This window comes from Halorhabdus sp. BNX81, from assembly GCF_029229925.1.
Lineage (GTDB): Archaea > Halobacteriota > Halobacteria > Halobacteriales > Haloarculaceae > Halorhabdus.
In genome coordinates, this window is sequence record NZ_CP107254.1 from 880,916 (window position 1) to 905,723 (window position 24,808).

25 protein-coding genes and 2 pseudogenes are annotated in these 24,808 nt (G+C 64.7%); 21 read left to right on the forward strand and 6 right to left on the reverse strand.

The features are described from left to right. Positions 1–41: 41 nt before the first annotated feature. Positions 42–1,967, reverse strand: coding sequence for an OB-fold nucleic acid binding domain-containing protein (locus HBNXHr_RS04355; protein WP_275883307.1), 1,926 nt, complete (start codon positions 1,965–1,967; stop codon positions 42–44). Between the two features lie 186 nt (positions 1,968–2,153). On the opposite strand from HBNXHr_RS04355, the gene HBNXHr_RS04360 reads away from it, so the two are divergent. The 3 genes from HBNXHr_RS04360 to HBNXHr_RS04370 all read left to right on the forward strand — a co-directional run bounded on the left by HBNXHr_RS04360 (position 2,154) and on the right by HBNXHr_RS04370 (position 3,629). Then, positions 2,154–2,663, forward strand: a complete 510-nt coding sequence (locus HBNXHr_RS04360; protein WP_275739813.1) for a Mov34/MPN/PAD-1 family protein — start codon at positions 2,154–2,156, stop codon at positions 2,661–2,663. After that, positions 2,664–3,092 (forward strand): FAD synthase, encoded by a 429-nt coding sequence (locus HBNXHr_RS04365; RefSeq protein WP_275739815.1) that lies wholly within the window; start codon positions 2,664–2,666, stop codon positions 3,090–3,092. 84 nt (positions 3,093–3,176) lie between these two features. Next, positions 3,177–3,629 (forward strand): hypothetical protein, encoded by a 453-nt coding sequence (locus HBNXHr_RS04370; RefSeq protein WP_275739817.1) that lies wholly within the window; start codon positions 3,177–3,179, stop codon positions 3,627–3,629. A 13-nt stretch (positions 3,630–3,642) separates the two neighbouring features. Here the strand turns inward: HBNXHr_RS04370 and HBNXHr_RS04375 are convergent. From HBNXHr_RS04375 to HBNXHr_RS04390, 4 genes and pseudogenes are all read right to left on the reverse strand, one after another. Next, positions 3,643–3,765 (reverse strand): annotated as a pseudogene (locus HBNXHr_RS04375) (pyridoxal phosphate-dependent aminotransferase); the annotation flags it as partial. 29 nt (positions 3,766–3,794) lie between these two features. Next, the gene (locus tag HBNXHr_RS04380) at positions 3,795–5,114 is read right to left on the reverse strand and encodes a hypothetical protein (RefSeq protein WP_275883308.1); all 1,320 of its coding nucleotides are present in this window, start codon (positions 5,112–5,114) and stop codon (positions 3,795–3,797) included. Positions 5,115–5,120: 6 nt separating this feature from the next. Then, positions 5,121–5,780 carry a hypothetical protein gene (locus tag HBNXHr_RS04385; RefSeq protein WP_275883309.1) on the reverse strand — a complete coding sequence of 220 codons (660 nt, stop codon included), beginning with the start codon at positions 5,778–5,780 and terminating at the stop codon, positions 5,121–5,123. Positions 5,781–5,840: 60 nt separating this feature from the next. Then, on the reverse strand, positions 5,841–6,995 hold the full coding sequence (locus HBNXHr_RS04390) for a pyridoxal phosphate-dependent aminotransferase (protein WP_275883697.1): 1,155 nt from the start codon (positions 6,993–6,995) through the stop codon (positions 5,841–5,843). A 164-nt stretch (positions 6,996–7,159) separates the two neighbouring features. Here HBNXHr_RS04390 and HBNXHr_RS04395 point away from each other — a divergent pair, with 164 nt between their 5' ends. The 10 genes and pseudogenes from HBNXHr_RS04395 to HBNXHr_RS04435 all read left to right on the forward strand — a co-directional run bounded on the left by HBNXHr_RS04395 (position 7,160) and on the right by HBNXHr_RS04435 (position 16,016). Next, on the forward strand, positions 7,160–9,031 hold the full coding sequence (locus tag HBNXHr_RS04395; RefSeq protein WP_275883310.1) for a flippase activity-associated protein Agl23: 1,872 nt from the start codon (positions 7,160–7,162) through the stop codon (positions 9,029–9,031). A gap of 101 nt (positions 9,032–9,132) precedes the next feature. Continuing rightward, positions 9,133–10,329, forward strand: coding sequence for a 5-(carboxyamino)imidazole ribonucleotide synthase (locus HBNXHr_RS04400; protein WP_275883311.1), 1,197 nt, complete (start codon positions 9,133–9,135; stop codon positions 10,327–10,329). A gap of 67 nt (positions 10,330–10,396) precedes the next feature. Then, the gene (gene purE / locus HBNXHr_RS04405; RefSeq protein ID WP_275883312.1) at positions 10,397–11,035 is read left to right on the forward strand and encodes a 5-(carboxyamino)imidazole ribonucleotide mutase; all 639 of its coding nucleotides are present in this window, start codon (positions 10,397–10,399) and stop codon (positions 11,033–11,035) included. Between the two features lie 137 nt (positions 11,036–11,172). Beyond that, the gene (locus tag HBNXHr_RS04410; protein WP_275739827.1) at positions 11,173–11,580 is read left to right on the forward strand and encodes an NADH-quinone oxidoreductase subunit A; all 408 of its coding nucleotides are present in this window, start codon (positions 11,173–11,175) and stop codon (positions 11,578–11,580) included. A gap of 1 nt (position 11,581) precedes the next feature. Continuing rightward, positions 11,582–12,277: an NADH-quinone oxidoreductase subunit B gene (locus HBNXHr_RS04415; protein ID WP_275739829.1), complete on the forward strand. Its 696-nt coding sequence runs from the start codon at positions 11,582–11,584 to the stop codon at positions 12,275–12,277. Beyond that, positions 12,274–13,953, forward strand: a complete 1,680-nt coding sequence (locus HBNXHr_RS04420; RefSeq protein ID WP_275739831.1) for an NADH-quinone oxidoreductase subunit D — start codon at positions 12,274–12,276, stop codon at positions 13,951–13,953. The genes HBNXHr_RS04415 and HBNXHr_RS04420 overlap by 4 nt, the downstream gene beginning before the upstream one ends. Further along, positions 13,953–15,020, forward strand: a complete 1,068-nt coding sequence (locus HBNXHr_RS04425) for a complex I subunit 1 family protein (RefSeq protein ID WP_275883313.1) — start codon at positions 13,953–13,955, stop codon at positions 15,018–15,020. Before HBNXHr_RS04420 ends, HBNXHr_RS04425 begins: the two co-directional genes overlap by 1 nt. A gap of 49 nt (positions 15,021–15,069) precedes the next feature. After that, positions 15,070–15,531, forward strand: coding sequence for an NADH-quinone oxidoreductase subunit I (locus HBNXHr_RS04430; protein ID WP_015788468.1), 462 nt, complete (start codon positions 15,070–15,072; stop codon positions 15,529–15,531). Positions 15,532–15,648: 117 nt separating this feature from the next. Beyond that, a pseudogene (locus HBNXHr_RS14305) lies at positions 15,649–15,735 on the forward strand (NADH-quinone oxidoreductase subunit I); the annotation flags it as partial. 107 nt (positions 15,736–15,842) lie between these two features. Further along, entirely contained in the window at positions 15,843–16,016 is a 174-nt protein-coding gene (locus tag HBNXHr_RS04435; RefSeq protein WP_015788467.1) for a DUF4177 domain-containing protein, read from the forward strand. Between the two features lie 52 nt (positions 16,017–16,068). Here the strand turns inward: HBNXHr_RS04435 and HBNXHr_RS04440 are convergent, their stop codons facing one another. Next, positions 16,069–16,554: a DUF456 domain-containing protein gene (locus HBNXHr_RS04440; RefSeq protein WP_275883314.1), complete on the reverse strand. Its 486-nt coding sequence runs from the start codon at positions 16,552–16,554 to the stop codon at positions 16,069–16,071. Between the two features lie 158 nt (positions 16,555–16,712). Between HBNXHr_RS04440 and HBNXHr_RS04445 the strand changes: the two genes are divergently transcribed. The 8 genes from HBNXHr_RS04445 (at position 16,713) to HBNXHr_RS04480 (ending at position 24,727) form a co-directional block, all read left to right on the forward strand. Further along, the gene (locus HBNXHr_RS04445) at positions 16,713–17,819 is read left to right on the forward strand and encodes an ABC transporter ATP-binding protein (RefSeq protein WP_275883315.1); all 1,107 of its coding nucleotides are present in this window, start codon (positions 16,713–16,715) and stop codon (positions 17,817–17,819) included. Further along, entirely contained in the window at positions 17,816–18,646 is an 831-nt protein-coding gene (locus HBNXHr_RS04450) for an ABC transporter permease (RefSeq protein WP_275883316.1), read from the forward strand. Before HBNXHr_RS04445 ends, HBNXHr_RS04450 begins: the two co-directional genes overlap by 4 nt. A 147-nt stretch (positions 18,647–18,793) precedes the next feature. Beyond that, the gene (locus HBNXHr_RS04455; RefSeq protein WP_275739842.1) at positions 18,794–19,066 is read left to right on the forward strand and encodes an NADH-quinone oxidoreductase subunit J; all 273 of its coding nucleotides are present in this window, start codon (positions 18,794–18,796) and stop codon (positions 19,064–19,066) included. Next, a complete protein-coding gene (locus HBNXHr_RS04460; protein WP_275739843.1) occupies positions 19,063–19,383 on the forward strand; it encodes a hypothetical protein in 321 nt (106 codons plus the stop codon). Before HBNXHr_RS04455 ends, HBNXHr_RS04460 begins: the two co-directional genes overlap by 4 nt. Next, entirely contained in the window at positions 19,383–19,685 is a 303-nt protein-coding gene (gene nuoK / locus HBNXHr_RS04465) for an NADH-quinone oxidoreductase subunit NuoK (RefSeq protein ID WP_275739845.1), read from the forward strand. Before HBNXHr_RS04460 ends, nuoK begins: the two co-directional genes overlap by 1 nt. Position 19,686: 1 nt before the next feature. After that, positions 19,687–21,705 carry an NADH-quinone oxidoreductase subunit L gene (nuoL, locus tag HBNXHr_RS04470; protein WP_275883317.1) on the forward strand — a complete coding sequence of 673 codons (2,019 nt, stop codon included), beginning with the start codon at positions 19,687–19,689 and terminating at the stop codon, positions 21,703–21,705. Next, positions 21,705–23,237, forward strand: a complete 1,533-nt coding sequence (locus HBNXHr_RS04475) for a NuoM family protein (protein WP_275883318.1) — start codon at positions 21,705–21,707, stop codon at positions 23,235–23,237. Before nuoL ends, HBNXHr_RS04475 begins: the two co-directional genes overlap by 1 nt. Beyond that, a complete protein-coding gene (locus HBNXHr_RS04480) occupies positions 23,237–24,727 on the forward strand; it encodes an NADH-quinone oxidoreductase subunit N (protein WP_275883319.1) in 1,491 nt (496 codons plus the stop codon). The genes HBNXHr_RS04475 and HBNXHr_RS04480 overlap by 1 nt, the downstream gene beginning before the upstream one ends. Positions 24,728–24,808 lie beyond the last annotated feature (81 nt).

Here is a 24,808-nt window from a genome sequence, read left to right on the forward strand (position 1 = left end):
GATGTCGAGAATCAGCACCCAGAAGTTCGCTTTCGCGCGCGTCAGACGTCGTCGGGAAGCGCGGCCGAACTGTGGAGTTCCTCGTCGATCTCGGCGTCGGCCATCTTCTCGACGAGGGCGTCGACGACGTCCTCGCGCCGGCCCTCGACGAACTTGATCGACCCGACGACCAGGTGGCCGCCGCCGCTGACACCGCCACCTGGGATCTCCTCGCGGAGTTCGGTCACCATCGTGGGGATGTCCAGCCGGACGCCGTCGCTCCGGAGGACGGCGAAGTCGGGACCGTACCCGATCGTGATGACGGGGTCGCCGGTCTCCTCGACCTTCCGGTCGTGGATGGTCCCCGTCGTCTTGCCGGGGGCGGGGTAGGTGAACCGCCGGGCGGCGTTCTCGACGTCGAGGCGGTAGAGATGTGCGCCGTTGTCGAGTTCCTCGTGCTCGACGTGGTCTATCGCCGCGTCGAGTTGCTCCTCCACGTCGCGTTCGGCCCGCGTCGCGAGGAACTCAACGATCTCCTCGTGGCGATCGCGATCGTCACACGCGACGTTGAGGACGTCGGTGATCAGCGGGCCGCCGTCGTCGTAGCGAAGCCAGTGAGTGGCGTAATCGAGCGCCTCGCCGATGTCACGGAGGTCCGCCTGCTCGTAGCCGGCCCCCTCGGCCAGTGCGAGGTAGTCGGCCATCGCCTCGGCCTCCGAGCGGTCGGCCAGGCCGGCGACCGCCGGGACGTGCGTGAGGTCGTCGGTCAGGTCGGGGTCGATCATGCGGGCGAGTTCGACACAGAGCATGCCCGTCGTGATCCGGTAGTCCTCGTCGTGAAGGTAGGGATTGACGTGGTCGTCGACGAGGCCCTCGACCGCCTCGGGATCGGGGTGGTGGTGATCGATCACGACGATCGGGACGTCGTAGTGGGCCAGGTTCTGATAGGCCGGGACGTCCTCCTCGGTCGAGCCGTTGTCCAGCATCATCAGCAGCGGGAGCTTCTGGCCGTGGCGCTCGCGACTCTCCAGGGCGTGATTGAGGTCGCGGGTGACGTCCTCCATCTCGTAGTACGGCGCACGGCTCGGGAGGCGCTTGAGCAGGTGCCGTGAGGCGTCGGCGTCGGCATGGACCTCCTCGATGAAGTTCTCGAGGGCGACCGCGAGCGGGACGCTCGCAGCGATCCCGTCGCCGTCGGCGTGATGGCGCATCCGAACGGGGCGTCCTTCGAGCACGGCGCGACGGAGTCGGCGGGCGACAGCTTCGAGGTCATCGAGCAGTGGATCGAGTGCGTCCCACTCGACGAGCGGTTCGACATCGTGAGGGGCGGCGGCCTCCCGGGTTGACTCTTCGAGTCGAGCCTTGAGATCAACCGCGGCTTCCTCCGTGACTCGCTCCAGGGATTCGACTTCGATCTGGATGCCGCCGTCGCGTTCCTCGACGCGCCCGCGGATCTGGACCAAATCGTCGATGTCGACATCGGGGTATGCCCTGACGCCCGCGTCCTCGAAGGCGGCACACGGGACGACCGACTCGCCGTCCCGAATATGGAAGATCGTGGGGCCTCCGGTCTGTTTGATCTGGACGACTTCACCTTCCAGCCGAACTGATTCGCCGACGTTGTCAGTGAGGTCGGGACTCTCGACGTCCGTATCGGCTTCGACGGCAACGGTGCGGTAATCGCCCGGCCGACGTTCGGCGAACGCGAGATCGCCGTTTTCACGGACGTCTTCGAGGGCAACGATGAGTTTGTCGCCGCGGTTGTAGCCGCCATGGAGGTTCGACTCGTGAACCAGCCCCGAGACTTCCTCGGAGAGATCGACGAAGACGCCGTACTCGACGACGCCGTTGACCGTCGCGTGGTACTGCTCGCCCGCTTCGACGTCCTCAAACGTACAACGAGGATCGAGATCGTAGACGACCGGACGGTCGCCGTCCGAAGAATCCGGATCGGCGCTTCCGGCGTTGGAATCTGACGAAATCGGCATTGTGTATGTGCGTTCGGCGTCGTCGCCGTTTTAAGCTTTGGAAACGACCGTCAGGGCTTCTATGCTGGAGGTCGGTCGCTCACATCCGGGTTGGGACACGCCCACAGCAACGGCGGGAGACAGTGCCGATCGTTCGAGGTTGATCGCATCGGAACCCTTAGAAGGAACCCGGCCGGAACGGGAACCATGCGGCTGTTTCGCTCCGCGGGTGTCGTCGGCATCGCCGAGGCCGCCCTGTCGTTCGCGCTTGCAGCCAGTCGCGACAGCCACCCCCACGAGTACATGGGGATGCTCCGGGGCGAGGATGCGCGTTCGCTCGGCCTCGACCGGGACGGGACAGTCATCACGGACGTCCTCGTCATTCCGGGGACTGAATCGAATTCGGTGAGTGCGACCGTCAAGACGAGTATGATTCCCAATGATGTCCAGAGCGTGGGCTCGGTTCACTCTCATCCCAACGGCGTCCTCAGACCGAGCGACGCCGACCTGGCTTCCTTTCAGCGTGGGGACGTCCACCTCATCGTCGGCGCCCCCTACGAGCGCGGCGACTGGCAGGCCTTCGACAGCGACGGGGAACCGATCGAGTTGCCGGTTTTCGACGTCGAACCACCCGAGGAGTCCTTTTTCGACTTCACGCAGGAAGATATCGACCGGGAACTCCGCGAGGAGAGCGACAACTGGGAGGGACGGCGCTGAATGACCACCGTCGTCGCCCAGGGCACCTTTGACTTGCTCCATCCGGGCCACCTCCACTATCTCCGCGAGGCTGCCGGGATGGGTGATCAGCTTCACGTCATCCTCGCCCGGCGGGAGAACGTCACCCACAAGGACCCGCCGATCCTGCCGAACGAACAGCGCCGCGAGATGGTCGCCGCGCTCGAGCCGGTCGACGAGGCGATTGTCGGCCACGCCGATGATATCTTCGTCCCCGTCGAGCGGATCGACCCCGACATTCTGGTGCTCGGCTACGACCAGCATCACGACCGGGGGGACATCGCCGACGTGCTCGCCGAGCGCGGGATCGACTGCGTGGTCAAGCGGGCCAGCGAGTACGAACCCGATTACGAAGGGGCCGTCCTCTCGACGGGGCGGATCATCGAGCGGATTCTCGAAACGCGGGACTGACGTCTCCGGCCGGCCCTCTGTCGACGTGGCACTCTCCGTCCGGAGGGAAACGTTTAGGTAGTCCACACTTGTAGACGGAATAATATGTCAGTGGATACAAAGCGCCAAAACGGGCAACTCGACGTCGGGACGGGACTGATCGGCGTCGGCACGCTGGTGGCGATCGTTGGCGCGTTCCTCCCGTGGCTCACGGCCGGTGGCTGGCTTGGCGAGAGCACCGCCAGTGGTCTCACTATGATTTCGGACGCGGCGCTGCCGATCTACAGCCCGATCCTGACCGTCGGGCTCGCCGTTCTCGCCGTCGTGTTGAGCGTCGGTGTACCGGACAACGACCTCGCCCGGATGGGTGAGATCGCCGCCGGCGTCGTGATGGCCCTCGTCGCCGTGATCTTCGTCGTCTCGCCGGAGACGGTCTTCGGCGGTGGGATAGAGGGTGCCTTCCGCGATGCCGTCTCGGACCCCGGCATCGGGATTATCGCGACGCTGGCTGCGGGCATCGCGATTGCCGTCGGCGGGGCCGTAAACATGTCCGGGTGAGCGAACGATCGTGCTATAGCAAGTCTGCCTCGGCCAGTCGCTCGACAGCCTCTCTGAGTCGCTCCCGACTCGCCGCATACGAGAGCCGAACGTACCCCGGCGTCCCGAACGGGCTCCCCAGAACAGTCGCGACTCTGAGATGTGTTCTGTCTGCGGTCGAGACTATCACCCGTCGATCGCCGCTATGATCGTCTCTGTCGCAGCCGGCACCGCCTCTGCCACGAGCCGGGTCCAGACGTACTCGCTGTGAGCGCTCGCGACTGTCTGCAGGTCTGGGTCAGATTCCGTCAGTGCATCGTCCGCTTCAGTGAGCGTTCCGGCGAGTCGGGATCCGACGAACCGATCCAGTGGCTGATCGGCTCCAATCAACGTCTCGACAGCCTCGATAGCCTCCTGTCGCGTGCTCTCGATAGTCGCGGCGTCAGGAGGGAATAGATCTTCCCCGTCGTCGATACGGGCGATCACCGTCTCGAGGGCGTCGAGGGCGGCATACACCCAGTGGGTTTCGCGAAGTCGATAGGCCGGGTAGGATCGCTGGTCGGACCAGACGACTGTTCGCAAGTCGTAGTCGGGATATACTTCGCCAAGCTTCTCCCCCAATAGCGCCATTCCCGGCTCACCTTGCCGGACGTCCCGCTCGACGAGCGCGTCCCTGTCGGGCCGTCTGTACAGCTTCTCGTCCGACTCCGACGGCCGGAACTCGACCAACCGTTCTCTGGTGGGTTCAACCAGCGTGGCGACGGCTTCCTCGAGGGCGTCACCGACGGGCTCGGGATCCGTCAGGCTCGATTCGTAGCGGTCCCGAACGAATCCGGCTGCGGTCGTCCACGCCCAGGCGCGCTCGTTTGTCGCGGCGTATCGGCCGATGCGGAGGGGACTCGTGGTGCCCCCGGGGAGCATGTCGTGATCTGTCTCGGAGAGCCCGGACTCCAGGGCACCGTAGACGACGACCGCCGACTGGGTGTCGGCGGCCCGGCCCGGTAGCGCTTCTTCGGCCCGTTGTACCCTGTCTTCCGCCTGGGTGTTCGTGAGAACGACGTCGGCCGGCGACCGGTCGACAAGGACGGCTGCCCAGATGGCCGCCGCGCGCCCGGCGTGTGCCGCGGCATGGGCGGCGGCCTCGACAGTCCTGACAGTTCCGGACGCCGATCGCATCCCCTTGAGGGCCGATCGCGCTTCAGCCCGATGATCCACGATCGCCTCCCGGATCGTTCCGTTCGGGAGGCGTTCGGCAGTGAGCGGCTCGGGGACCGTTGCCAGCCGGCTCTCGACGCGCTCGCGGAGGTCACCACGCTGGGCCTCGGTCAGCGTCACCGGAATGACGGCGGGCCGATCCGGGACCGGTCGGTCGGTGACCGACTCGAGACCGGAGCGGTCGAAGGCCGGCGGGTCGTCCCAGAAACCGTTACTGCTACCGAGACAGCCCGCAGTGGCCCCTGCGGCGGCGAGTGCGAGAAGGCCTCTGCGCGTATACAGTCGGGTCATCGGTTCTCACCCGCGGTGTCGTCGGTTGTCGTGGTACCCCCCCACTGTCGCGTTGCTCTCGATGACAGCATAGTCGGTGGTGCTCCCCTCACACGGGAAGTGGCCACTCGAGCCGCCGGAGTGTAGGTCCATGTCGACGACGGCCGGCAATCGAAAGCAAAGGGCCATGCCGACCCGGGTGTCGGCCGCACACTGCTCGTCGGGCGGCCGGAGTTCACTGCAGTACTCGTACTCGACGTCGCTGTACTGCCAGGTCACCGAGTGGATCCGGTACTGGTAGCAGGACTTGGGCCGGATGTGTGTGACGTAGACCGTCTCTTCGCTGAAGTCCGTCGCGTTCAGGAACTCCCGCGTCGCGGTCACATCTTCCGACGGCACACCCGGCTGGAACTGCAAGGCCTCAACCGTCTCCGTCGATCCCACCAGAAACCTGCCACCGGACTCGTCCTCGGGTGGGTCGAGGACGCGCCGGCCGTCGGGGTTCCGGGGTTTCACAACTGGCGGATCCGAGACGCTACCTGAGTTTTCGACCGTTGCGCGGTCGGCCTCACGACGGGAGGGGTCGGTGTCGTCGTTGCTCTCGTGGCCATCGCTGCTCACACACCCTGTCAGCCCGAAAACTGCCGGCACTGCCCCGTGGAGGACCTGGCGGCGAGTTGGGGACATACCTGTCGGTGAAACGGAACAGACTAAGTACTTTTCGTATACGATACTGAACGAAAGACGCTACAGCAAGTCGGCTTCGGCCAATCGCTCGACGCCTTCCCGAAGTCGTTCCCGACTCGCCGCATACGAGAGCCGGACGTACCCCGGCGTCCCGAATGGGCTTCCCGGGACAGTCGCGACGTGGGCTTGCTCGACGGCTTTCTCGGCCCAGTCCTGGTCATCCCCATCGACAGGGAGCATCATGTAGAACGCGCCTTCCGGTTCGGGAACGTCCTTGCCGTGTTCGGCGAACAGATCCACGAGCATGTCCCGTCGCTGCTCGAAGGCCGCACACATCTCCTCGATGGTCTCGTCGGTGTTCCGGAGGGCTTCGACACCCGCGTGCTGGACGAAGTTGACTGCGCAGGTCACGGAATGGGAATGGAGTTTCCCAGCCTGGCCGACCAACTCCTCGGGACCGGCGAAATAGCCCAGCCGCCAGCCGGTCATCGCGTAGGCCTTCGAGAAGCCGTTGAGCGTGATCGTCCGGTCTGCCATCCCCTCAAGCGTCCCCAGACTCGTCGCTTCCCGACCGTCGTAGGTAATCTCCTTGTAGATTTCGTCGGAGATCACCGTGATATCGTGCTCGACGGCGAGATCCCGGACGCCCTCCAGTGCGGCGTCGGAGTACACCGACCCGTGGGGGTTGCCCGGCGAGTTGACCACCAGGATCTCCGTCTCGTCGGAGACGGTCGCCGCGAGGTCGTCCAGCGCGGGTTCGAGGTCGAAGTCGTGGGCGGCGGTGTCGACGCGAGTCAGGCTCCCGCCCGCGAGTTTGACCATCGCCTCGTAGGAGACCCACGCGGGATCGAGCAGACACACCTCATCGCCGTCGTCGATCAGCGACTGGAAGACCTCGTACAGCGCCTGCTTGCCGCCCGGCGTCACGAGGACGTTCTCGCTCTCGTACTGGGTGAGGCCGTCGGCGTGCAGTTTCTCGACGATGGCATCTTTGAGTTCGGGGATGCCATCCGAGGGGGTATAACCAGTGTTGCCCGCATCCATGGCTTCCTTGGCGGCGTCTTTGACGTTCTCGGGCGTATCGAAGTCCGGTTCGCCCACGCTCAGGTCGACGACATCGACGCCGTTGGCCTCCAACTCGGCGGCGAGGTTGCTGATCGCGATGGTCGCGCTCGGTTCGACTCGTGTGACGCGTTCGGCGAAGTCCATGTGTATCTCTCTCCGTTCGGGTCGCCGGCGACAGTTCCTCACGAACCGGCTCCCGCGTTTCGTGGTGGGTGATGACCGCGCGGTGGGTAAAGGTGTACCGCTCGACAACCGCGTTCGGATCACTCGTCCAACCGGAAGGATTCTAATCCCGGGGGGCCACACCAAGCGATATGCCCGAGGTTTCAGCCGCCGATTCGCCCTCCCCCGACGGACTCGCCCGGATTCGGGCAACCGTCGCCGCCCATCCCGTGGTCGTCGCTGTGCTCGCGATCACGACCATCGGGTTGCTCGCCCGCTTTGCCATCCTGGGATCGCGGATCGCCCACTGGGACGAGGCTCGTGTCGCCTACTGGGTCGATTACACGTTCGAGACCGGCCGCTTCGCGTACAACTCTCATACGCACGGCCCGGTGATCCAGCACCTCTCGCGGTATCTCTTCGGCATTCTGGGACCCAGCGACACCACGATCCGAATCCCGGCCGCGATCATCGGCGGCCTGCTCCCCGTATCTGCACTGCTCTATCGTGAGCACCTTCGGGACGTAGAGGTCGTCATCCTGTCCGGATTGCTGTCGGCTAACGCCGTCTTGCTGTACTATTCGCGGTTCATGCGCAGCGATCTGCTGGTCGCGACGTTCATGTTCACCGCGTTTGGCCTGTTCGTTCGGTTCTACGACACTCGCCGGATCCGGTATCTCTACGCGGCGACTGTCTGCATCGTGCTTGGATTCGGGTCCAAGGAGAACGCACTGCTATACGTTCTCACGTGGCTCGGTGCCGGGGCGATCCTCCTCGACGTCGCGCTCTACCGGCCCCGAAACTACCGCGGCGGGCTCGATCTCGTCGCGACGAAGTTCGCTCAGCTCCGAAGCCGTCTGGGGGCCGTCCGTCAGCAGCCCAAGTTCTACGCCACACACACCCTCGGAATCGCCGTCGTGGCTATCGCGTTGTTCACCTTCCTGTTCGCACCGCGTGGCGGTGGTCTCGACGGGGTCTATCATCCGCCGGCAGGACTGAGTCTATGGGCGGTGCTCGGTAGCCCCCTCCAGATACCGGACCTCGTGATCGACACGTTCTCGTACGTTTTCTATCCCGGTGGGGAGTACTTCGCGTTCGGGGACATGCACGCAGTCCTCTTCGATCGCAAGGGCCCGCCAGTCGTGGAAGCCACAGCTTCGACGTCAGCTCTTGAGGTTGTTCCCTACCGGCAACGCCTGTTCGCGATGGGGGGCGGTCTACTGGCGAAGGCTCCGGTTGTCATTGCCTTCGGGCTCGTCGGCGTGTTCTACGAGCGCTATCTCGCCGAACGCAGTCGGACGCTGGTGCTGTTCATGTTCTTTGCCGCCCTGTTCTCGCTGATCGGCTATCCGCTGACGCTGTCGATCGACACGGGCTGGAAGTGGAACATCACCCACGTCGTCGTCCCGCTGGCGATCCCGGCGGCCGTCGGCCTCGGCATCGTCGGCCGGTGGGCGATCACGGCGTATCGACGGCACGACTGGATCGACCTCGGCCTGTCCACCGTCGTTCTTGTGCTTGTCACGCTGATGATCACTGTCACCGCTGTCTCCGGTGCGTATCCTCCAACCGATCGCTCTCCGGACAACCCACTCGTTCAGTACTCACAACCCGCCGACGACCTCCGACCGACGACCGATCGGATCCAGCAGGTCGCCGCCACCCACGCGGGGACGGATGTCGTGATCTACGACGGTTCGAGGGCTGGCGAACCGTATCTCAGGGAGGACCCCGATGATGCCAGCAAGGATTTCCGGCCGACCTGTACCGACTGGCGGGAACCGCTCCCGATCAACTGGTATCTCGCCGCCTACGACGCTGAAGCCGAGTGTGAAGACAGCAGCGAAGGTCTCCTCGACCGAATCGAAAGCGACGATCCGCCACCGATCGTAATGACTCGGGACCAGGATACTACCGTCCCCGAGGAGGCGCTCGAAAGGGACTACCAGCCCTACTCCTATCGACTCCGGACCCACGGCTCGGAAGCGACGTTTTACGTCCACGAGGACTTCCGTGAGGAGTAACCCGGGCTAGGACACTGGCAGTTCGTCCCTGGCCTGGCGTTTCCGGCTATCGGCCGGCAAGGCAACCCTTTTGCCCGCGCTGGTGAAACCGCGACTCACTAATGACTACCACGCTACCAGGCCCGACCGTCGGCGTCGTCGGTGGGGGGCAACTCGGCCGGATGCTCGGCGAGGCGGCCGCCCCGCTCGGGATCGAGGTGATCGTCGTCGATCCGACGCCCGACGCGCCCGCGTCACCGGTCGTCGCCGATCAGATCGTCGCCGAGTTTGACGATCCTGACGCGCTCGCCGAACTCGCCGAGCGCGCGGATTTCCTCACTTACGAGATCGAACTCGCCGGGACGGGCGTCCTCGAAACGGTGAGCCGGGAGACGGGGACGCCCGTTCACCCGAAGCCCGAGACGCTGTCGCTCATCGAGGACAAACTCGTCCAGAAGCGTCGCCTCGAAGACGCCGGTGTGCCGGTGCCCGAATTCCGCGGTGTGGACTCCGTCGACGAACTGCGCGATGCACTCGACGAACTGGGCTATCCGGCCATGCTGAAAGCCAGAGAGGGTGGCTATGACGGCCGCGGGAACGTCCCGATCGAGTCGCCCGACGACGTCGAAGCGGCCTTCGAGACGATCGTCGAGGCCGCGCCAGCTTCGACACCCGAAGATCCGTCCGGGGCGGCGATGGTCGAGGGATTCGTCGACTTCAAGCGCGAACTCGCCGTCATGGGTGTCCGGGGCGACGGCGAGCGCGATACCTTCCCCGTCACCGAGACGATCCACCGCGAGGAGATCCTCCGGGAAACTGTCTCACCACCCCGCGCAGGCCCGGCGGTCCGCGAACGCGCTTGCGAGGTCGCCCTGGACGTCCTGGATGTTATGGAGGGCCGGGGCGTCTTCGGCATCGAGTTGTTCCAGGGTCCCGACGACGAGATCCTGCTCAACGAGATTGCGCCGCGCCCGCACAACTCCGGCCACTGGACGATTGAAGGCGCGCTCACCTCGCAGTTCGAACAGCACCTGCGGGCCGTGGTCGGCTGGCCGCTCGGGGCGACCGATCGACGGTCGCCGACGGTAACTGCGAACGTCCTCGGCGACGTCGACGAGCGACAGGATGCGACGCTCCGGAGCGTTAATCGGGTGCTCGAAACCGACGGCGTGTCGATGCATTACTACGGGAAAGAGGCGGTCTCTCGTCTGCGGAAGATGGGGCACGTGACGCAGGTCGGGGACGACGACGCCGACCCGGGCGAGCTACTCGAACGGACGCGTGAGGTCCGCGACGAGCTGACGTTCCAGCCGAGTTGAGACGGACTGGAACGACATCTGACTCCATCCCGACACGCTTAGGCCACCTCCGCGAGCACACTCGCTCATGACGAGCGAAAGCGTCCAGTCACTGATCGACCAGCTCGAAGCAGAGGCGGAGATGGACCGTCCCACCGATGAAACCCCGGAGATCGGGATCATCATGGGTTCGGATTCGGATCTCGACGTGATGGCCGGCTCCGAATCCGGCCGGCCGGGTGCCTACGACGTCCTGACCGATGAACTCGACTTTGTTGAACAGACTGACTACGAGGACGCGCCCGACGCGCGGTTCACCTTCGAGACGTTCGTCGTCTCGGCCCACCGAACGCCCGAACTGATGTACGCCTACGCCGAGACCGCCGAGGATCGTGGACTCGATGTCATCATCGCCGGCGCGGGCGGGAAGAGCGCCGACCTGCCGAACATGACCGCCTCGATCGCCTACCCGCTGCCCGTCATCGGCGTTCCCGTCCAGGAGAAGTCCCTCCCGTCGGTGATCGGGATGCCCCAGGGCGCGCCGATCGTGGCCGTCGACGCCGGGAAGTCCTTCAACGCCGCCCTCTCGGCCGTCCAGATCCTCGCCCGACACCATCCGGAGCTCCGGGAGCGGCTCGTCGAGTACCACCAGGGGCTGAAACAGGACGTCGGCGAGGTCTCGCGGAGCCTCCACGAACTGGGGACGCCCGACTTTCGGGAGAAGTGACGGCGTCGGGTCGGATCCTTGGCCGACCTCGACCGAATCTGCCGAAAACGGCAATATAGGCCGCCACCTCGCGCGTTTCCGGCTGAAACACTGAACCCTTATGTGGGACCGCCACCAAGCGATGCCAGAGTGCCCACATGAGCAATCCATGGATCGCAATCGGGGCGCTGGCGCTCGTCGGGCTGGTCGTCCTTCTGGGGATGCTGGCGACCTCGGCGTTACTCCGGCCGAGTGTGCCCGAACGAAGCAAGCGTGCCACCTACGAGAGCGGTGAGGTGCCGACCGGCGGGACCCGCATTCAGTTCAACATTCAATACTACATGGTCGCGTTGCTGTTCGTCGTCTTCGACATCGAGACCGTTCTCATCTTCCCCTGGACGGTCATCTACAGCGACGCCGTCGAGGCAGTCGGCCTCTGGCGTGCGCTCGCGCCGATGGTCGCGTTCATCGGCATTCTCGTCGTCGGTCTCGGCTGGGCGTGGCGCAACGGGGCCGTCAGATGGGTAACCAGTCAACGCGCGGGACGACAGCGGATCGAATCATAGCATGAGCCAGAACACACATCCGACAGAGAGCACCGGCACGAAATCCACACGGGAGGCCCGGATGGGCGAGGGCGTCGACGATCGGTTCAACTCCCGGCTCCGTGAGGCGCTGGGCTCGACACCGTTCATCCTCACGAAGTTCGACCAGTTCATGAACTGGGCCCGGGGCTCGTCGATGTTCATGCTCCAGTTCGGGATCGCCTGTTGCTCGATCGAGATGATGCACACCTACTCGGTGAAACACGACCTCGATCGCTTCCACGCTGGCGTGCCACGGGCCTCCCCGCGGCAGGCCGACGTGATGATCGTCCCCGGGACGATCGTCTCGAAGTTCGCCCCCCGGATGAAGCGCGTCTACGATCAGGTCCCGGAGCCGAAGTTCACCATCGGGATGGGGTCGTGTACGATCTCCGGCGGCCCCTTCCAGGAGGGCTACAACGTCGTCAAGGGGGCCGAGGAGGTCATCCCGATCGACATCCAGATCCCCGGCTGTCCGCCCCGTCCCGAGGCACTGATCTACGGCGTCGCCAAACTCCAGGAGCGCATCGCCAACGGCGAGTCCTCGCCCGTGGTCGTCAAGCCCTACGAACTCGAGGAGTTCGGCGACTTAGAGCAGGACGAACTCGTCGAGAAACTCACAGATCAGATCGACGAGGACGATCTCGTCATGCGGTACAACTGGGCTGATTCGCCATGAGCTTACAGGAACGCACACCGGCCGAACCGGACGTGGGCGTGACCGAGGACGGACTGGACTACGACGAACTCGCTGACTTGCTCGGCGAGCACGTCCTCGATCGCGAGGAGCACGTCAACGCCGAAGGGTTCGTGATCCGGCCCGATGAGGTCGAAGATGTCCTCTCGACGCTGAAAGACCGGGCGGGCTTCGATCACCTCTCGGCAGTCACGGCCCAGGAGTACGACGACCGCTACGAGTCGATCTACCACCTCAAGAAGTACGACGACCCGACCCAGGAACTGTCGGTCGTCGTCCCGACGAGCTCTGACGAGCCAGTGAGCCAATCGGGCGCATCGGTGTTCGATACTGCCGACTGGCACGAGCGGGAGGCCTACGACCTCGTCGGCATCGAGTACGACGACCATCCGGATTTACGGCGCATTCTCCTTCCCGAGACCTGGCAGGGCCATCCGCTCTCGAATGAGTACAACCAGACCCAGCCACAGGTCGTCACCCTTCGGGAACACGCCAATCCACTACAGGAGGACAAACAGAGCCCCCAGGACCCCGATACGATGTTCGTCAACATCGGGCCCCACCACCCGGCGACTCACGGCGTCCTCCACGTCAAGACGGTGCTGGACGGCGAGCAGATCGTCGACATCGACCCCGATATCGGGTATCTCCACCGCAGCGAGGAGCAGATGTGCCAGCAGGGCACCTACCGCCACCAGATCATGCCCTATCCCGACCGGTGGGACTACACGCCCGGTGGCCTCCTCAACGAGTGGGCCTACGCCCGTGCTGCCGAGGATCTAGCTGAGATCGACGTGCCGGAGTACGCGCAGGTCCTGCGGACGATGAGCGCCGAACTCACGCGGATCGCGGCCCACATGCTCGCGGTCGGGACCTTCGGGCTGGACCTCTATGGGGACTTCACAGTCATTTTCATGTATGCCGTCCGGGACCGCGAGGTCGTCCAGAATCTGCTGGAGGACCTCACCGGCCAGCGGCTCATGTTCAATTACTTCCGGCTGGGTGGCGTCGCCTGGGATCTGCCCGAACCCCGCCAGGAGTACCTCGACAAAGTCCGGGAGTTCATCGACGACCTTCCGGAGCGACTTGAGGAGTATCACAACCTCATCACGGGTAACGAGATCTTCCAGATGCGGTGTATCGACACGGGCGTCCTCCCGCCGGAGGTCGCCAAGTCCTACGGGGCGACCGGGCCCGTCGCGCGCGGTTCGGGCGTCGACTACGACCTCCGCCGGGACGACCCCTACGGCTACTACGACGAACTCGACTGGGACGTCGTGACCGAGGACGGGATGGACAACTACGCCCGCATCCTCGTCCGACTTCAGGAAGTCGAGGAGTCCGCGAAGATCATCCGACAGTGTCTCGATCTGCTCGAGGACTGGCCCGAGGAGGACCGCACGATCCAGTCGAACGTGCCCCGGACGCTCCGACCCGATCCCGACAAGGAAGTCTACCGGGCGGTCGAGGGTGCGAAGGGCGAACTCGGGATCTACATCCGCAGCGACGGCACCGACAAGCCCGCGCGGTTCAAGATCCGGAGTCCGTGTTTCTCGAACCTCCAGACGCTGCCGGTGATGTCGGAGGGCGAATACATCCCTGACATGGTGGCGTCGCTCGGCAGTCTCGACATCGTGCTCGGGGAGGTGGATCGGTAATGTTGCTCCAGGCAACGACGCTGACCGATACCATCGCCGATCTACTTGGCTCGGCCGGATTGGACGCCGCGAACCCACTCGTGGTTTTCCTGGCAGGGCTGCTCGCAGCGGCCCTCGTCGCCGTGATCGTCTTGCTCAACGCGGCACTGGCGGGCCCGTGGGCGAAGCGGAAGATCACGGCGTCGTTCACCGACCGGATCGCGGTCAACCGGATCGGGCCGATGGGGATCGGGACGATCGTCGTCGACTCCGTCCGGCTCCTCTCGAAGGAGTTGATCATCCCCGAGGATGCCGACCGACCGGCCTACGATCTCGCGCCGCTCCTTTTGGCCTCGTCGGCGCTGCTCGGGTTCGCCGTGATCCCGATGGGATCGGGCATCCAGGTCGCCGACCCCGAGATCGGGCTGGCATACGTCTTCGCCGTCGCGTCGATCGCGTCGCTCGGCCTGCTGATGGCCGGCTACGCCTCGAACAACAAGTACTCCTTTCTCGGAGGGCTGCGCGCGGTCGCCCAGAACCTCGCCTACGAGATCCCGCTGGTGTTGACCGGCGCGTCGGTCGTCATCTTCGCGGGCTCGCTGCGTCTCAGCGAGATCGTCGCCGCCCAGGAGGGGACGCTGTTGGCTCTTGGCCCGGTGGCGATCCCGAACTGGTTTGCCTTCCTGAATCCCTTCGCGTTCGCGTTGTTCATGGCCGCAAACCTGGCGGAGGTCGGCCGCAACCCCTTCGACATTCCGGAAGCGCCGACCGAACTCGTCGCTGGCTACCAGACCGAGTACTCAAGCGTCTACTTCGTCCTGTTTTATCTCGGTGAGTTCATCCACATCTTCCTCGGCGGGGCGATCATCGCGACGCTGTTCCTCGGCGGTCCGGCTGGCCCCTTCCTGCCAGGGATCGTCTGGTTCTTGATCAAGATCTGGGGCGTGTTCCTGTTCACACAGTGGGCGCGCTCTGCCGTCCCCCGCGTCCGCATCGACCAGTTGATCGAGATCGGCTGGAAGGTGATGCTCGTACTCGCGCTGGTGAATCTCGTGCTGACGGCGGTCATCGTCGGGGTGGTCGCCTGATGTTCGCTGACGGGTCCCCGACACGCGTTCACACTGGTGGTGACATGACATGATCGGCGTCCTCAAAGGTATGGCAACGACGATGAAACACGCCCTCGACGGCAAGACGTTCACCGTCGAGTATCCCGAGACCGCACCCGAAGTCAGCCCGCGGTTCCGCGGCGTTCACAAGTACAGCCAGGAGCGCTGTATCTGGTGTCGCCAATGTGAAAACGTCTGCCCGAACGACACCATCCAGATCGTGATGGACGACCAGCGCAACGGCGAGCAGTACAACCTCCACGTCGGCCAGTGCATCTACTGCCGGCTCTGTGAGGAGGTCTGTCCGACCGACGCCATCGTGCTGACACAGAACTTCGAGTTCGTCGGCGATACGAAGGACGACCTCGCGTACGACAAGGAGGAACTCAAGAACGTCCCGTGGTACAAGGACATCGACCCACTGGAGTCGCGGGAACCGGACCGTGGCAGTTGGATCGGTGAAGGCGAAGGCGAAGTGGATTATCAGTAGGAAGCATACGCGGCCGAAGGCCGCGTTTCGCGGGACCGAGCGAAGCGAGGTCCCGATGTTTTTGGTCCAGCTTTTTGCAAGGTGGGTTCGCGGAGCGAACCCGCCGCAGTAAAAAGGTGGAGGATCGTCGACCCGCTGGAGTCCCGGGAGCCGGACCGTGGTAGTTGGATCGGTGAAGGCGAAGGCGAAGTGGATTATCAGTAGGAAGCATATGCGGCCGAAGGCCGCGGTTCACTCGACGGAGCGAGGTCCGCTGCTTGAAACCCGCATTCGGGTCGGTTCTTTTGGGCCTGGAGACCCTTCTGTCTAGTATGTCGGACCAGCAATACGTCTACACACTCCACGAAACGGAAGGGAACAAGCAATCGATCGGCGACCTGGACGCCATCATCAACGAGTACGCGAGCGAAGGATGGCACCTCACGGAAACGATCGCGCGCAACGGCACGACGATTGGACTCGTCTTCGAGCGCGAGGTCTCGTGACGAACGAGATCCGAGATCGCCAAGCCGATAGCTTTCGGGGCACCGACCGACCTCAGATTACGAGCACAATGAGAAACGCCACCAGCATCGACAGCGTTAGGACGAACTGCATCACGCTCGAGCCGAGCGTTCCCACCAGAGCGTAGGCCGCGGCCGTCAGACTCTCGCTCCGCGCTCGCCCCCGGTAGAGTTCGAGGACGAAGACGGTGGCCGTAATGCCGAGGACGATTCCCACCGGCCCGAGCGGGAAGAACAACAGCACGCCGACGACCGCGCCGAGCAGGCTGCTCAGCGTCGAGGCACCGCCGGCTTTTGCGGCGATCGCCCCTGCCAGGTAGTCCACCACGACGACGAGCACCCCGACGGCGAGGAAGCCAGCGAATGCAAACACTCCGGGAGTCACGTAGCCCGTACTCCACCAGTACACCACAATCCCGCCGATCGAGAGCAGGCCCGCGGGAACCATCGGCACGAAACTTCCGAGGACGCCACCGAGTAGCAACGCCAGGGCGACCAGGAGGAAGACGGTGATCTCCATGGGGCACAGTCGACGCCCGGCCTTGAAGTGCCCACCGACACGTCGAGGTCGACCACTGTGGCTGTTCGACCGTCGCGAGGCCGTGCCGAACACCGAGACGGGAGCACTCACGACAGGCAGATTTACCTGACCGCCTGGCGAACCCCGGGACGACCTCAATGTCCGGTTCCCGCCACAGTGCTGACCATCCCGCCGACGAACCGCCCGACAACACTGCTACCGGTGACGGCCAGGCGACCACTCCCGAAACAGCCGCCGGTGACGGTCAGGCTCCCACACCCGAGACGGCTGCACTCTACGTGGACGGACTTTCGAAGACCTTCGGTAGCGGGGAGGACGCAGTTACCGCGGTCGAGGACGTCTGCTTCGCGGTCGAACCCGGCGAGGTGGTCGGCCTGCTCGGGCCCAACGGCGCGGGCAAGACGACCACGATCAAGTCGATTCTCGGACTGGTGCTTCCCGACGAGGGTGACGTTCGGATCCAGGGGGTCGACGTCGCTGACCGCCCACGCCGAGCCTACGAACACGTCGACGCGATGCTCGAAGGCGCGCGCAACGACTACTGGCGACTCACCGTCCGGGAGAACCTGCGGTATTTCGCGGCGATCCGCGGGCACGATCCCGACGCGCTCGATGATCGCCATACGGAACTGCTCGAGGCGTTCGACATCGCCGGCGAGGCCGACACGGAGGTCCGTGATCTCTCGCGTGGGATGAAACAGAAGGTGTCGCTGGCGAGCGTCCTGGCCGGGGACGTCTCGGTGGCGTTTCTCGACGAACCGACCCTCGGGCTGGACGTCGAGAGTTCGCTGACCCTCCAGCGCGAACTGGTCCGGCTGGTCGATGAGCGCGACCTGACGCTGGTCGTCTCCAGTCACGACATGGACGTCATCGAGGCCGTCTGCGATCGGGTGATCATCATGAACGAGGGACGGATCGTGGTCGACGACACGGTGGGCAACCTGCTCGACGGCTTCGAGACAACGGGGTACCGCATTACTGCACGCGGTCTGGACGAGCCGACGCTTGCCGATCTCCAGGATCGATTCGAGCTGTCGGCCGTCGAACGGCTGGACGGCCGTGTTCGCTTCGAAGTGGCAGCCGACTCGGCGACCTTTTATCGGCTGACCGACGCGCTGGAGGCGGCCGATGTCGAACTCGGCGGCGTCGAGACGGTCCAGCCGGACCTCGCGGAGGCGTTTCTCGAAGTGACCGGAAACGGTGATTCGCTGGCCAACGGGACCACGAGAGGGACGGAGCGATGACTGCTGGTGAAGGTGGTCGCCGGGGCGAGGTCGTCGGCAACGAACCCACACGATCTGGCGGGTACTACCACCTGCTGAAGGCCGTGATCTACCGGGATCTGGTGGTTTGGCTCCGATATCCCGTCAACGCCGCGACCGGCCTGCTAGTGACCCTCATCTTCTTCGGGTTGATCTTTTACGGCGGGCGGCTGGTTGCCGGCCAGGCCATCACCGACTCTATCGCGGGACTGATCGTCGGGTACTTTCTGTGGACGCTCGCCCAGGGGTCGTACTACGGGATCACGAGTGCGATCCAGGCGGAGGCAAGCTGGGGCACCTTAGAGCGTCACTTCATGACACCGTTCGGGTTCGGCCCGGTGATCCTCGCGAAGTCGATTGCTGTCATTCTCCGGACGTTCCTCACGTCGGCGGTCGTGCTGGCGGCGATGCTGGTGATGACCGGCCGGAGCATAGAACTGCCGGTGGTGACGGTCATCGTCGTCGCGACGCTTGCGGTCGCCTCAGTGTTCGGTCTCGGGCTGGCGATGGGCGGGTTGAGCGTCCTGTATAAGCGGATCAACAACCTGGTGAACCTTCTGCAGTTCGTGTTCATCGCACTGATCTCCGCGCCGGTGTTCGAGATTCCCTGGACGCGGGCGCTCCCACTGGTGCAAGGAAGTGCGCTTTTGCAGGTCGTCATGCGCGACGGCGTTCGACTCTGGGAACTCGATCCGCTCGCGCTTGCGATTTTGGTGGGTACTGCCGGCCTCTATCTCGGGGCTGGCTACGCCATGTTTGTCCTGACGACCAGACGGGCGCGGCGTCTCGGTGTGCTCGGCGACTACTGACTGCCACATATCCGCAGCCTGTCAATACAGTTTGTCCTGATTTCCGATGGACTGCGGGCTCCCGGCCCATATATCGGCTGTAATTGCCGGAATCTTTGAACGATAAGGTAATCTTCAAAGGGCGTGCGGGCGCATTGGGGTAGTAGCATGGGAGTACTCGAACTGATCGCTTTTGGGCTGTTCGCACTGACGACTGTCGGTGCCAGCCTGGGAGTCGTGCTGGTACGTGACGTCTGGCATGCGGCGCTGATGCTTGGGATCGCCTTGCTCAGCGTCGCCGTCCACTACGTCATGGTCCAGGCACCGTTCGTCGCCGCGATGCAGGTACTGGTGTACGTCGGCGGCGTCCTCATCCTGATTAGCTTCGCCGTCATGTTGACGCGCCGGAGCGATCCTGACTCGGGCGAGGTGGCACAATGAGTCGACCGCGTCTCGCGGCTGACCTGCGGGCGAGCCACGGCGTGGCCGCGGTCGCGCTGTTCGCCGTCCTCGCCGCGGTGTTCGTCACCGCGAACTTCCCGGAGGCGGCGGGCTTCGAAGCCGGTCTCAGCGTCACCGAAGGCATCGGTTACGCGCTGTTCGACATGGCCGGCCAGTCCGGGCTCGTCTCCGAGGGCTTTTTGGTATCGTTCATTCTGATCGCGGTCGTCCTCGATGCGGCACTGGACGGCGCAATCATGCTTGCGCGAGACGAAAACGGGTCGGTACTTTCCGGGAACGACGGAGGTGAGGCGTGATGGTCGGTGTCGTTCCGTACCTCCTGCTGTCGGCTGCTGTCTTCGCTATCGGCGTCTTCGGCGTGTTGACGCGCCGGAACGCCCTGATCTTCCTCATGTCCGTCGAACTGCTGCTTAACGCCGCGAACATCAACTTCGTGGCGTTCTCGCTGCACTATGGCAACCTGACGGGGCAGGTGTTCGCACTGTTCGTGATGGCGCTGGCCGCCGCCGAGGTCGCGGTCGGCATCGGCATCATCCTCGTCCTGTACCGTAACTTCGGTGATATCGACGTGACCGCTCCGACGACGATGCGGTGGTAACATGACAGGAATATTTGACTTCGCTCCGGCGATCGCATTGCTCCCGCTGGCCGCCTTCGTCGTCGTGTTGCTCGGCGGCAATTACCTGCCAAAGCGCGGCGCGCTGGCCGGTATCGCCGCGCTGGGGGGCTCGCTCGTCCTCTCGGCGCTTTCGCTGGTGGCCGTGGCCAACGGCGATCCGTACCACGCGGAACTCTATACGTTCCTCTCCGGAGAGGGCGCGATCAGTCTGCACTTCGGCATCCTGATCGATCCGCTCTCGGCGCTGATGCTCACCCTCGTTTCGTTGATCGCCCTGCTGGTGTTCGTGTTCTCGCTCGGGTACATGAACGACGAAGGAGAGGGCGGCCTTCGGCGGTACTACGCCGAGCTCTCGCTGTTCGCCTTCAGTATGCTCGCCTTCGTCTTCGCGGACAATCTCCTGATGGCGTTCATGTTCTTCGAACTCGTCGGGCTGTGTTCGTACCTGTTGATCGGGTTCTGGTTCCGCGAACCCGGGCCGGCATCGGCCGCGAAGAAGGCCTTCCTCGTGACCCGTTTCGGGGACTACTTCTTCCTCGTCGGCACCGTCGCCATCCTCTCGATGTTCGGCACCGGGCTGTTCGTCGGCGAGGAGGGCTTCCCGAAACTCGCCCAGCATGCGATCGACGGGGGCCAGACCTTCTACGGGCTGGGCGCGGAGACGGCCATCACGCTCGCCGGTCTGCTGGTGCTCGGCGGTGTGATCGGCAAGTCCGCCCAGTTCCCGCTACACACGTGGCTCCCTGACGCGATGGAGGGTCCGACTCCCGTCTCGGCGCTCATCCACGCCGCGACGATGGTCGCCGCCGGCGTCTACCTCGTCGCGCGGATGTACGGCTTCTACCTGCTTTCCCCGACCGCCCTGGGCGTGATCGCCCTCGTCGGCGGATTCACCGCGCTGTTTGCGGCGTCGATGGCGCTGGTCAAACAGGAACTCAAGCAGGTGCTCGCCTATTCGACGATCTCCCAGTACGGGTACATGATGCTCGCGCTGGGCGGCGGCGGGTACGTCGCGGCGGTTTTCCACCTCACGACCCACGCGATATTCAAGGCGCTGCTGTTCCTGGGTGCCGGGTCGGTCATCATCGCCATGCACCACAACGAGAACATGTGGGACATGGGTGGGCTCAAAGACAAGATGCCCGTGACCTACTACGCGTTCCTCTCGGGATCGCTCGCGCTTGCTGGCATCTTCCCCTTTGCCGGCTTCTGGTCGAAGGACGAGGTGCTCTACGAGACGCTGATCCACGGGCTGGGCGGCTCGCCGCTCCTGCTCGCCGGCTACGCGATGGGACTGGCCGCCGTCGCCTTCACCGGCTTTTACACCTTCCGGATGGTCCTGCTGACCTTCCACGGCGACGCCCGGACTGAACTGGCCGAGGATCCCCACCCCGTCCGGTGGAACGTCAAACTCCCGCTGGCCGTGCTCGGGATCCTGGCGGCTGTCGGCGGCGTCATCAACCTCGCGCCGGTCGAGAAGGTCACGGGCGTCCACCTGACGTTCCTCCACGACTGGCTGGGGAGCGCCACGGAACTACTCTCGGTTCATCACTACGAAGTGCTACTTCACGATTACGCGCACTACACGGCCGAGAACCCGCTCGGCGAGGTCGGAACCGTCCTCGCGGGCGCAGCGGTTTCGCTCGGCCTCGCTCTCCTGGGGGCCGGCATCGCCTATCGACTCTATGCCGTGCCGGATCCCGAGGAACACACGGACCGGCTCGGCGGCCTCAAGACGTTGCTCATGAACAACTACTATCAGGACGAGTATCAGGTCTGGCTGGCCCGGGGCGTGACAGTGCCGATCGCCCGCGCGGCCGACACCTTCGATCAGAGTATCGTCGACGGCGTCGTCAACGCCACCAGTAGCGTGAGCCTCTTCGGCAGCGAACGGGTCCGCCGGATCCAGTCCGGCGTCGTGACCAACTACGCCTCGCTGGTCACGTTCGGGCTGGTCGCGTTGCTGGTCGCCTTCGCACTGCTCGGGGGGTGGCTGTAATGTTGCTCGAAGCCCTCCTCGTGAGCGTGCTGGTCAGTGCCGGTGTCGTTGCGCTGGCCCCGAACCGCTACGCCGGGAAACTCGCCGCCGTCCTCAGCCTCGTTCCGCTGGGCGGGAGTCTCTACCTGTGGTCGGCCTTCGACGGGGCGAGCAATGCCCTGCTCGGTAACGACCCCGCCTTCGAGACCCAGTTCGCCTGGTTCGACCTGGGGCCGTACGCGCTGCAGTGGCACGTCGGCCTCGACGGCGTGAGCCTGCCGCTGCTCGTTCTGACGACGATCCTCACGACGGCCGCGATCGTCTCGGCCTGGACGCCGATCGATGAACGGGAGTCGCAGTTCTACGCGCTTGTGCTCCTGCTCGAGGCGGGGCTGTTGGGCGTCTTCGCCGCGCTCGATTTCTTCCTGTGGTTCGTCTTCTGGGAGGTCGTACTGGTCCCGATGTACTTCCTGATCGGGATCTGGGGCGGCCCGCGCCGGAAGTACGCCGCGATCAAGTTCTTCGTCTACACGAACGTGGCGAGCCTGGTGATGTTCATCGGCTTCTTGGCGCTGGTGTTCGGGCTCGGCGACAGTGTCGCCAGCCTCGACTTGCCGGTGATCGCACAGACGCTCCAGGAAGAGGGTGCGCTCGGTAGCTTCGCCGGGTTGGAGCCGGATGCACTGAAGGCGACAGCCTTCCTCGCGATGTTCGCCGGGTTCGCGGTCAAGGTCCCGATCGTCCCGGTTCACACCTGGCTGCCCGACGCCCACGTCGAAGCGCCGACGCCGGTGTCGGTGCTGCTCGCCGGCGTCCTCCTGAAGATGGGGACCTACGCCCTGCTGCGGTTCAACTTCACCATGCTGCCCGACGTCGCGGCGGCCAACGCGACGATCATCGGGATCTTCGCCGTCGTGAGCGTCATCTACGGCGCGATGCTCGCGCTGGCCCAGCGCGACTTAAAGCGGATCGTCGCCTACTCCTCCATCTCGTCGATGGGGTACGTCCTGCTGGGGCTGATCGCCTACACCGTCCACGGCGTGGGCGGGGCGACCTTCCAGATGGTCAGCCACGGGTTCATCTCGGGGCTGATGTTCATGGTCGTCGGCGTGGTCTACAACCAGACCCACACCCGGATGGTCGGCGACATGTCCGGGCTGGCGGATCGACTGCCGGTGACCGCGGGGGTCTTCGTCGCGGCGGCCTTCGGCTACATGGGGCTGCCGCTGATGAGCGGGTTCATCGGGGAGGCGCTGATCTTCATCGGCGCGTTCCCATCGGACGTGCTCCCGGGCGCGCCGCTGTTCACCGCGCTTGCGATGTTCGGTATCGTGATCGTCGCCGGCTACCTCCTCTTTGCGATGCAGCGGGCGCTGTTCGGGCCGTTCGAACTCGCAACCGACTACGAACTCTCACGCGCGCCGGTCCAGGACGTCGCGCCGTTGCTCGTCCTGCTTGCGTGTGTGATCATCCTCGGGATCCATCCTGACCTGTTCTACGGGATGATCCAGGACGCGGTTGCGCCGGTCGTCGAACTCGGAGGTGGTGTCTGATGGCAGCCATAGAACTCCCACAGTGGGCCGCGCTCGCCCCCGCGCTGGTGCTCGGGCTGACGGCGTTGGTCCTGTTCGTGATCGACAGCATCGAGCCGGAACCCGACACGACGAACACCGGCCTCCTCACCGCGGTGGGACTCGCAGGCGCACTCACTGCGCTCGGGTTCAACGTCTGGTATCTGGCGGCCGGAACCGGCCAACCGGGCGCGATCGAACTGTTCGGCGACCAGTTGATCGTCGATGGCATGACTCTCGTCTTCGGGACGATCGTCGCCAGCGTCCTCGCACTGGTTGTTCTCGGGAGCTACGACTACTATACTGGCGTGCCCTACCGGGCGGAGTACTTCTCGCTACTCTTCCTGGCGGCGACCGGGATGACCCTGCTCGGCGCGGTCAACAGCTTCGCGACGGCACTGCTCGCCCTCGAACTGGCGAGCCTGCCGTCCTACGCGCTGGTGGCCTCGCTCAAGGACAACAAGGGTAGCGTGGAGGGTGGACTGAAATACTTCCTCGTCGGCGCGCTGTCCTCGGCGATCTTCATCTACGGGATCAGCCTGGTCTACGCCGCGACGGGCCACCTCGCGTTCACCGAGGTCGCGGCCGCACTCGGGGACGCCCCGGCCGGCATTCTCGGCGTCGGCGTCGTGATGGTCGCCGGCGGCGTCGCCTTCAAGACCGCGAGCGTCCCCTTCCACTTCTGGGCCCCCGAGGCCTACGAGGGCGCACCGACGCCGATCTCGGCGTTCCTCTCCTCGGCGTCGAAGGCCGCCGGGTTCGTCCTCGCGTTCCGGCTCTTCACGACGGCGTTCCCCCATGACCTGATCAGCGGCACCATCGACTGGCTGCTCCTCTTCCAGATCCTGGCGGTCGCCACGATGGTGCTTGGCAACTTCGCAGCCGCAACCCAACGGAACGTCAAGCGGATGCTCGCGTACTCCTCGATCGGTCACGCCGGGTACGTCCTGATCGCGCTCGCGGCACTCACACCACAGGCCGACGGCAGCCTGGTGCTCGGGGCCGGCATGCTCCACCTGCTGGTCTACGGGTTCATGAACACCGGCGCGTTCCTGTTCGTCGCGCTGGCGGAGTACTGGGACGTCGGCCGGACGTTCGAGGACTACAACGGCCTGGCGCGGGAAGCCCCGGTCGCTGCCGTGGCGATGACGATCTTCCTGTTCAGCCTCGCCGGCCTGCCCGTCGGGGCGGGCTTCATCTCGAAGTACGTCCTCTTCGGCGCGGCCGTCAACGCGGGGCTGTGGTGGCTGGCCGCGGTCGGTGCAATCGCCAGCGCCCTCTCGCTGTTCTACTACTCGCGGGTCGTCAAGGCGCTGTGGTTCGAGGAGCCGACCCAGTCCTTCGAGATCGAATCCTACCCGATCGGGCTGTACACGGCCATCATCGTCGCGGCGGTCGTGACGGTCCTGCTCCTTCCGGCCTTCGGCTTCCCGAGCGAGAAGGCGATCGCCGCCGCGGCCGCGCTGGTGTAATCGACTGGGCCGGAGACGAACGGCCACTTTAATCCTGCGACCGTTTTGACCGTTTCTCCGATTTTCGACCGAGCGGTACCC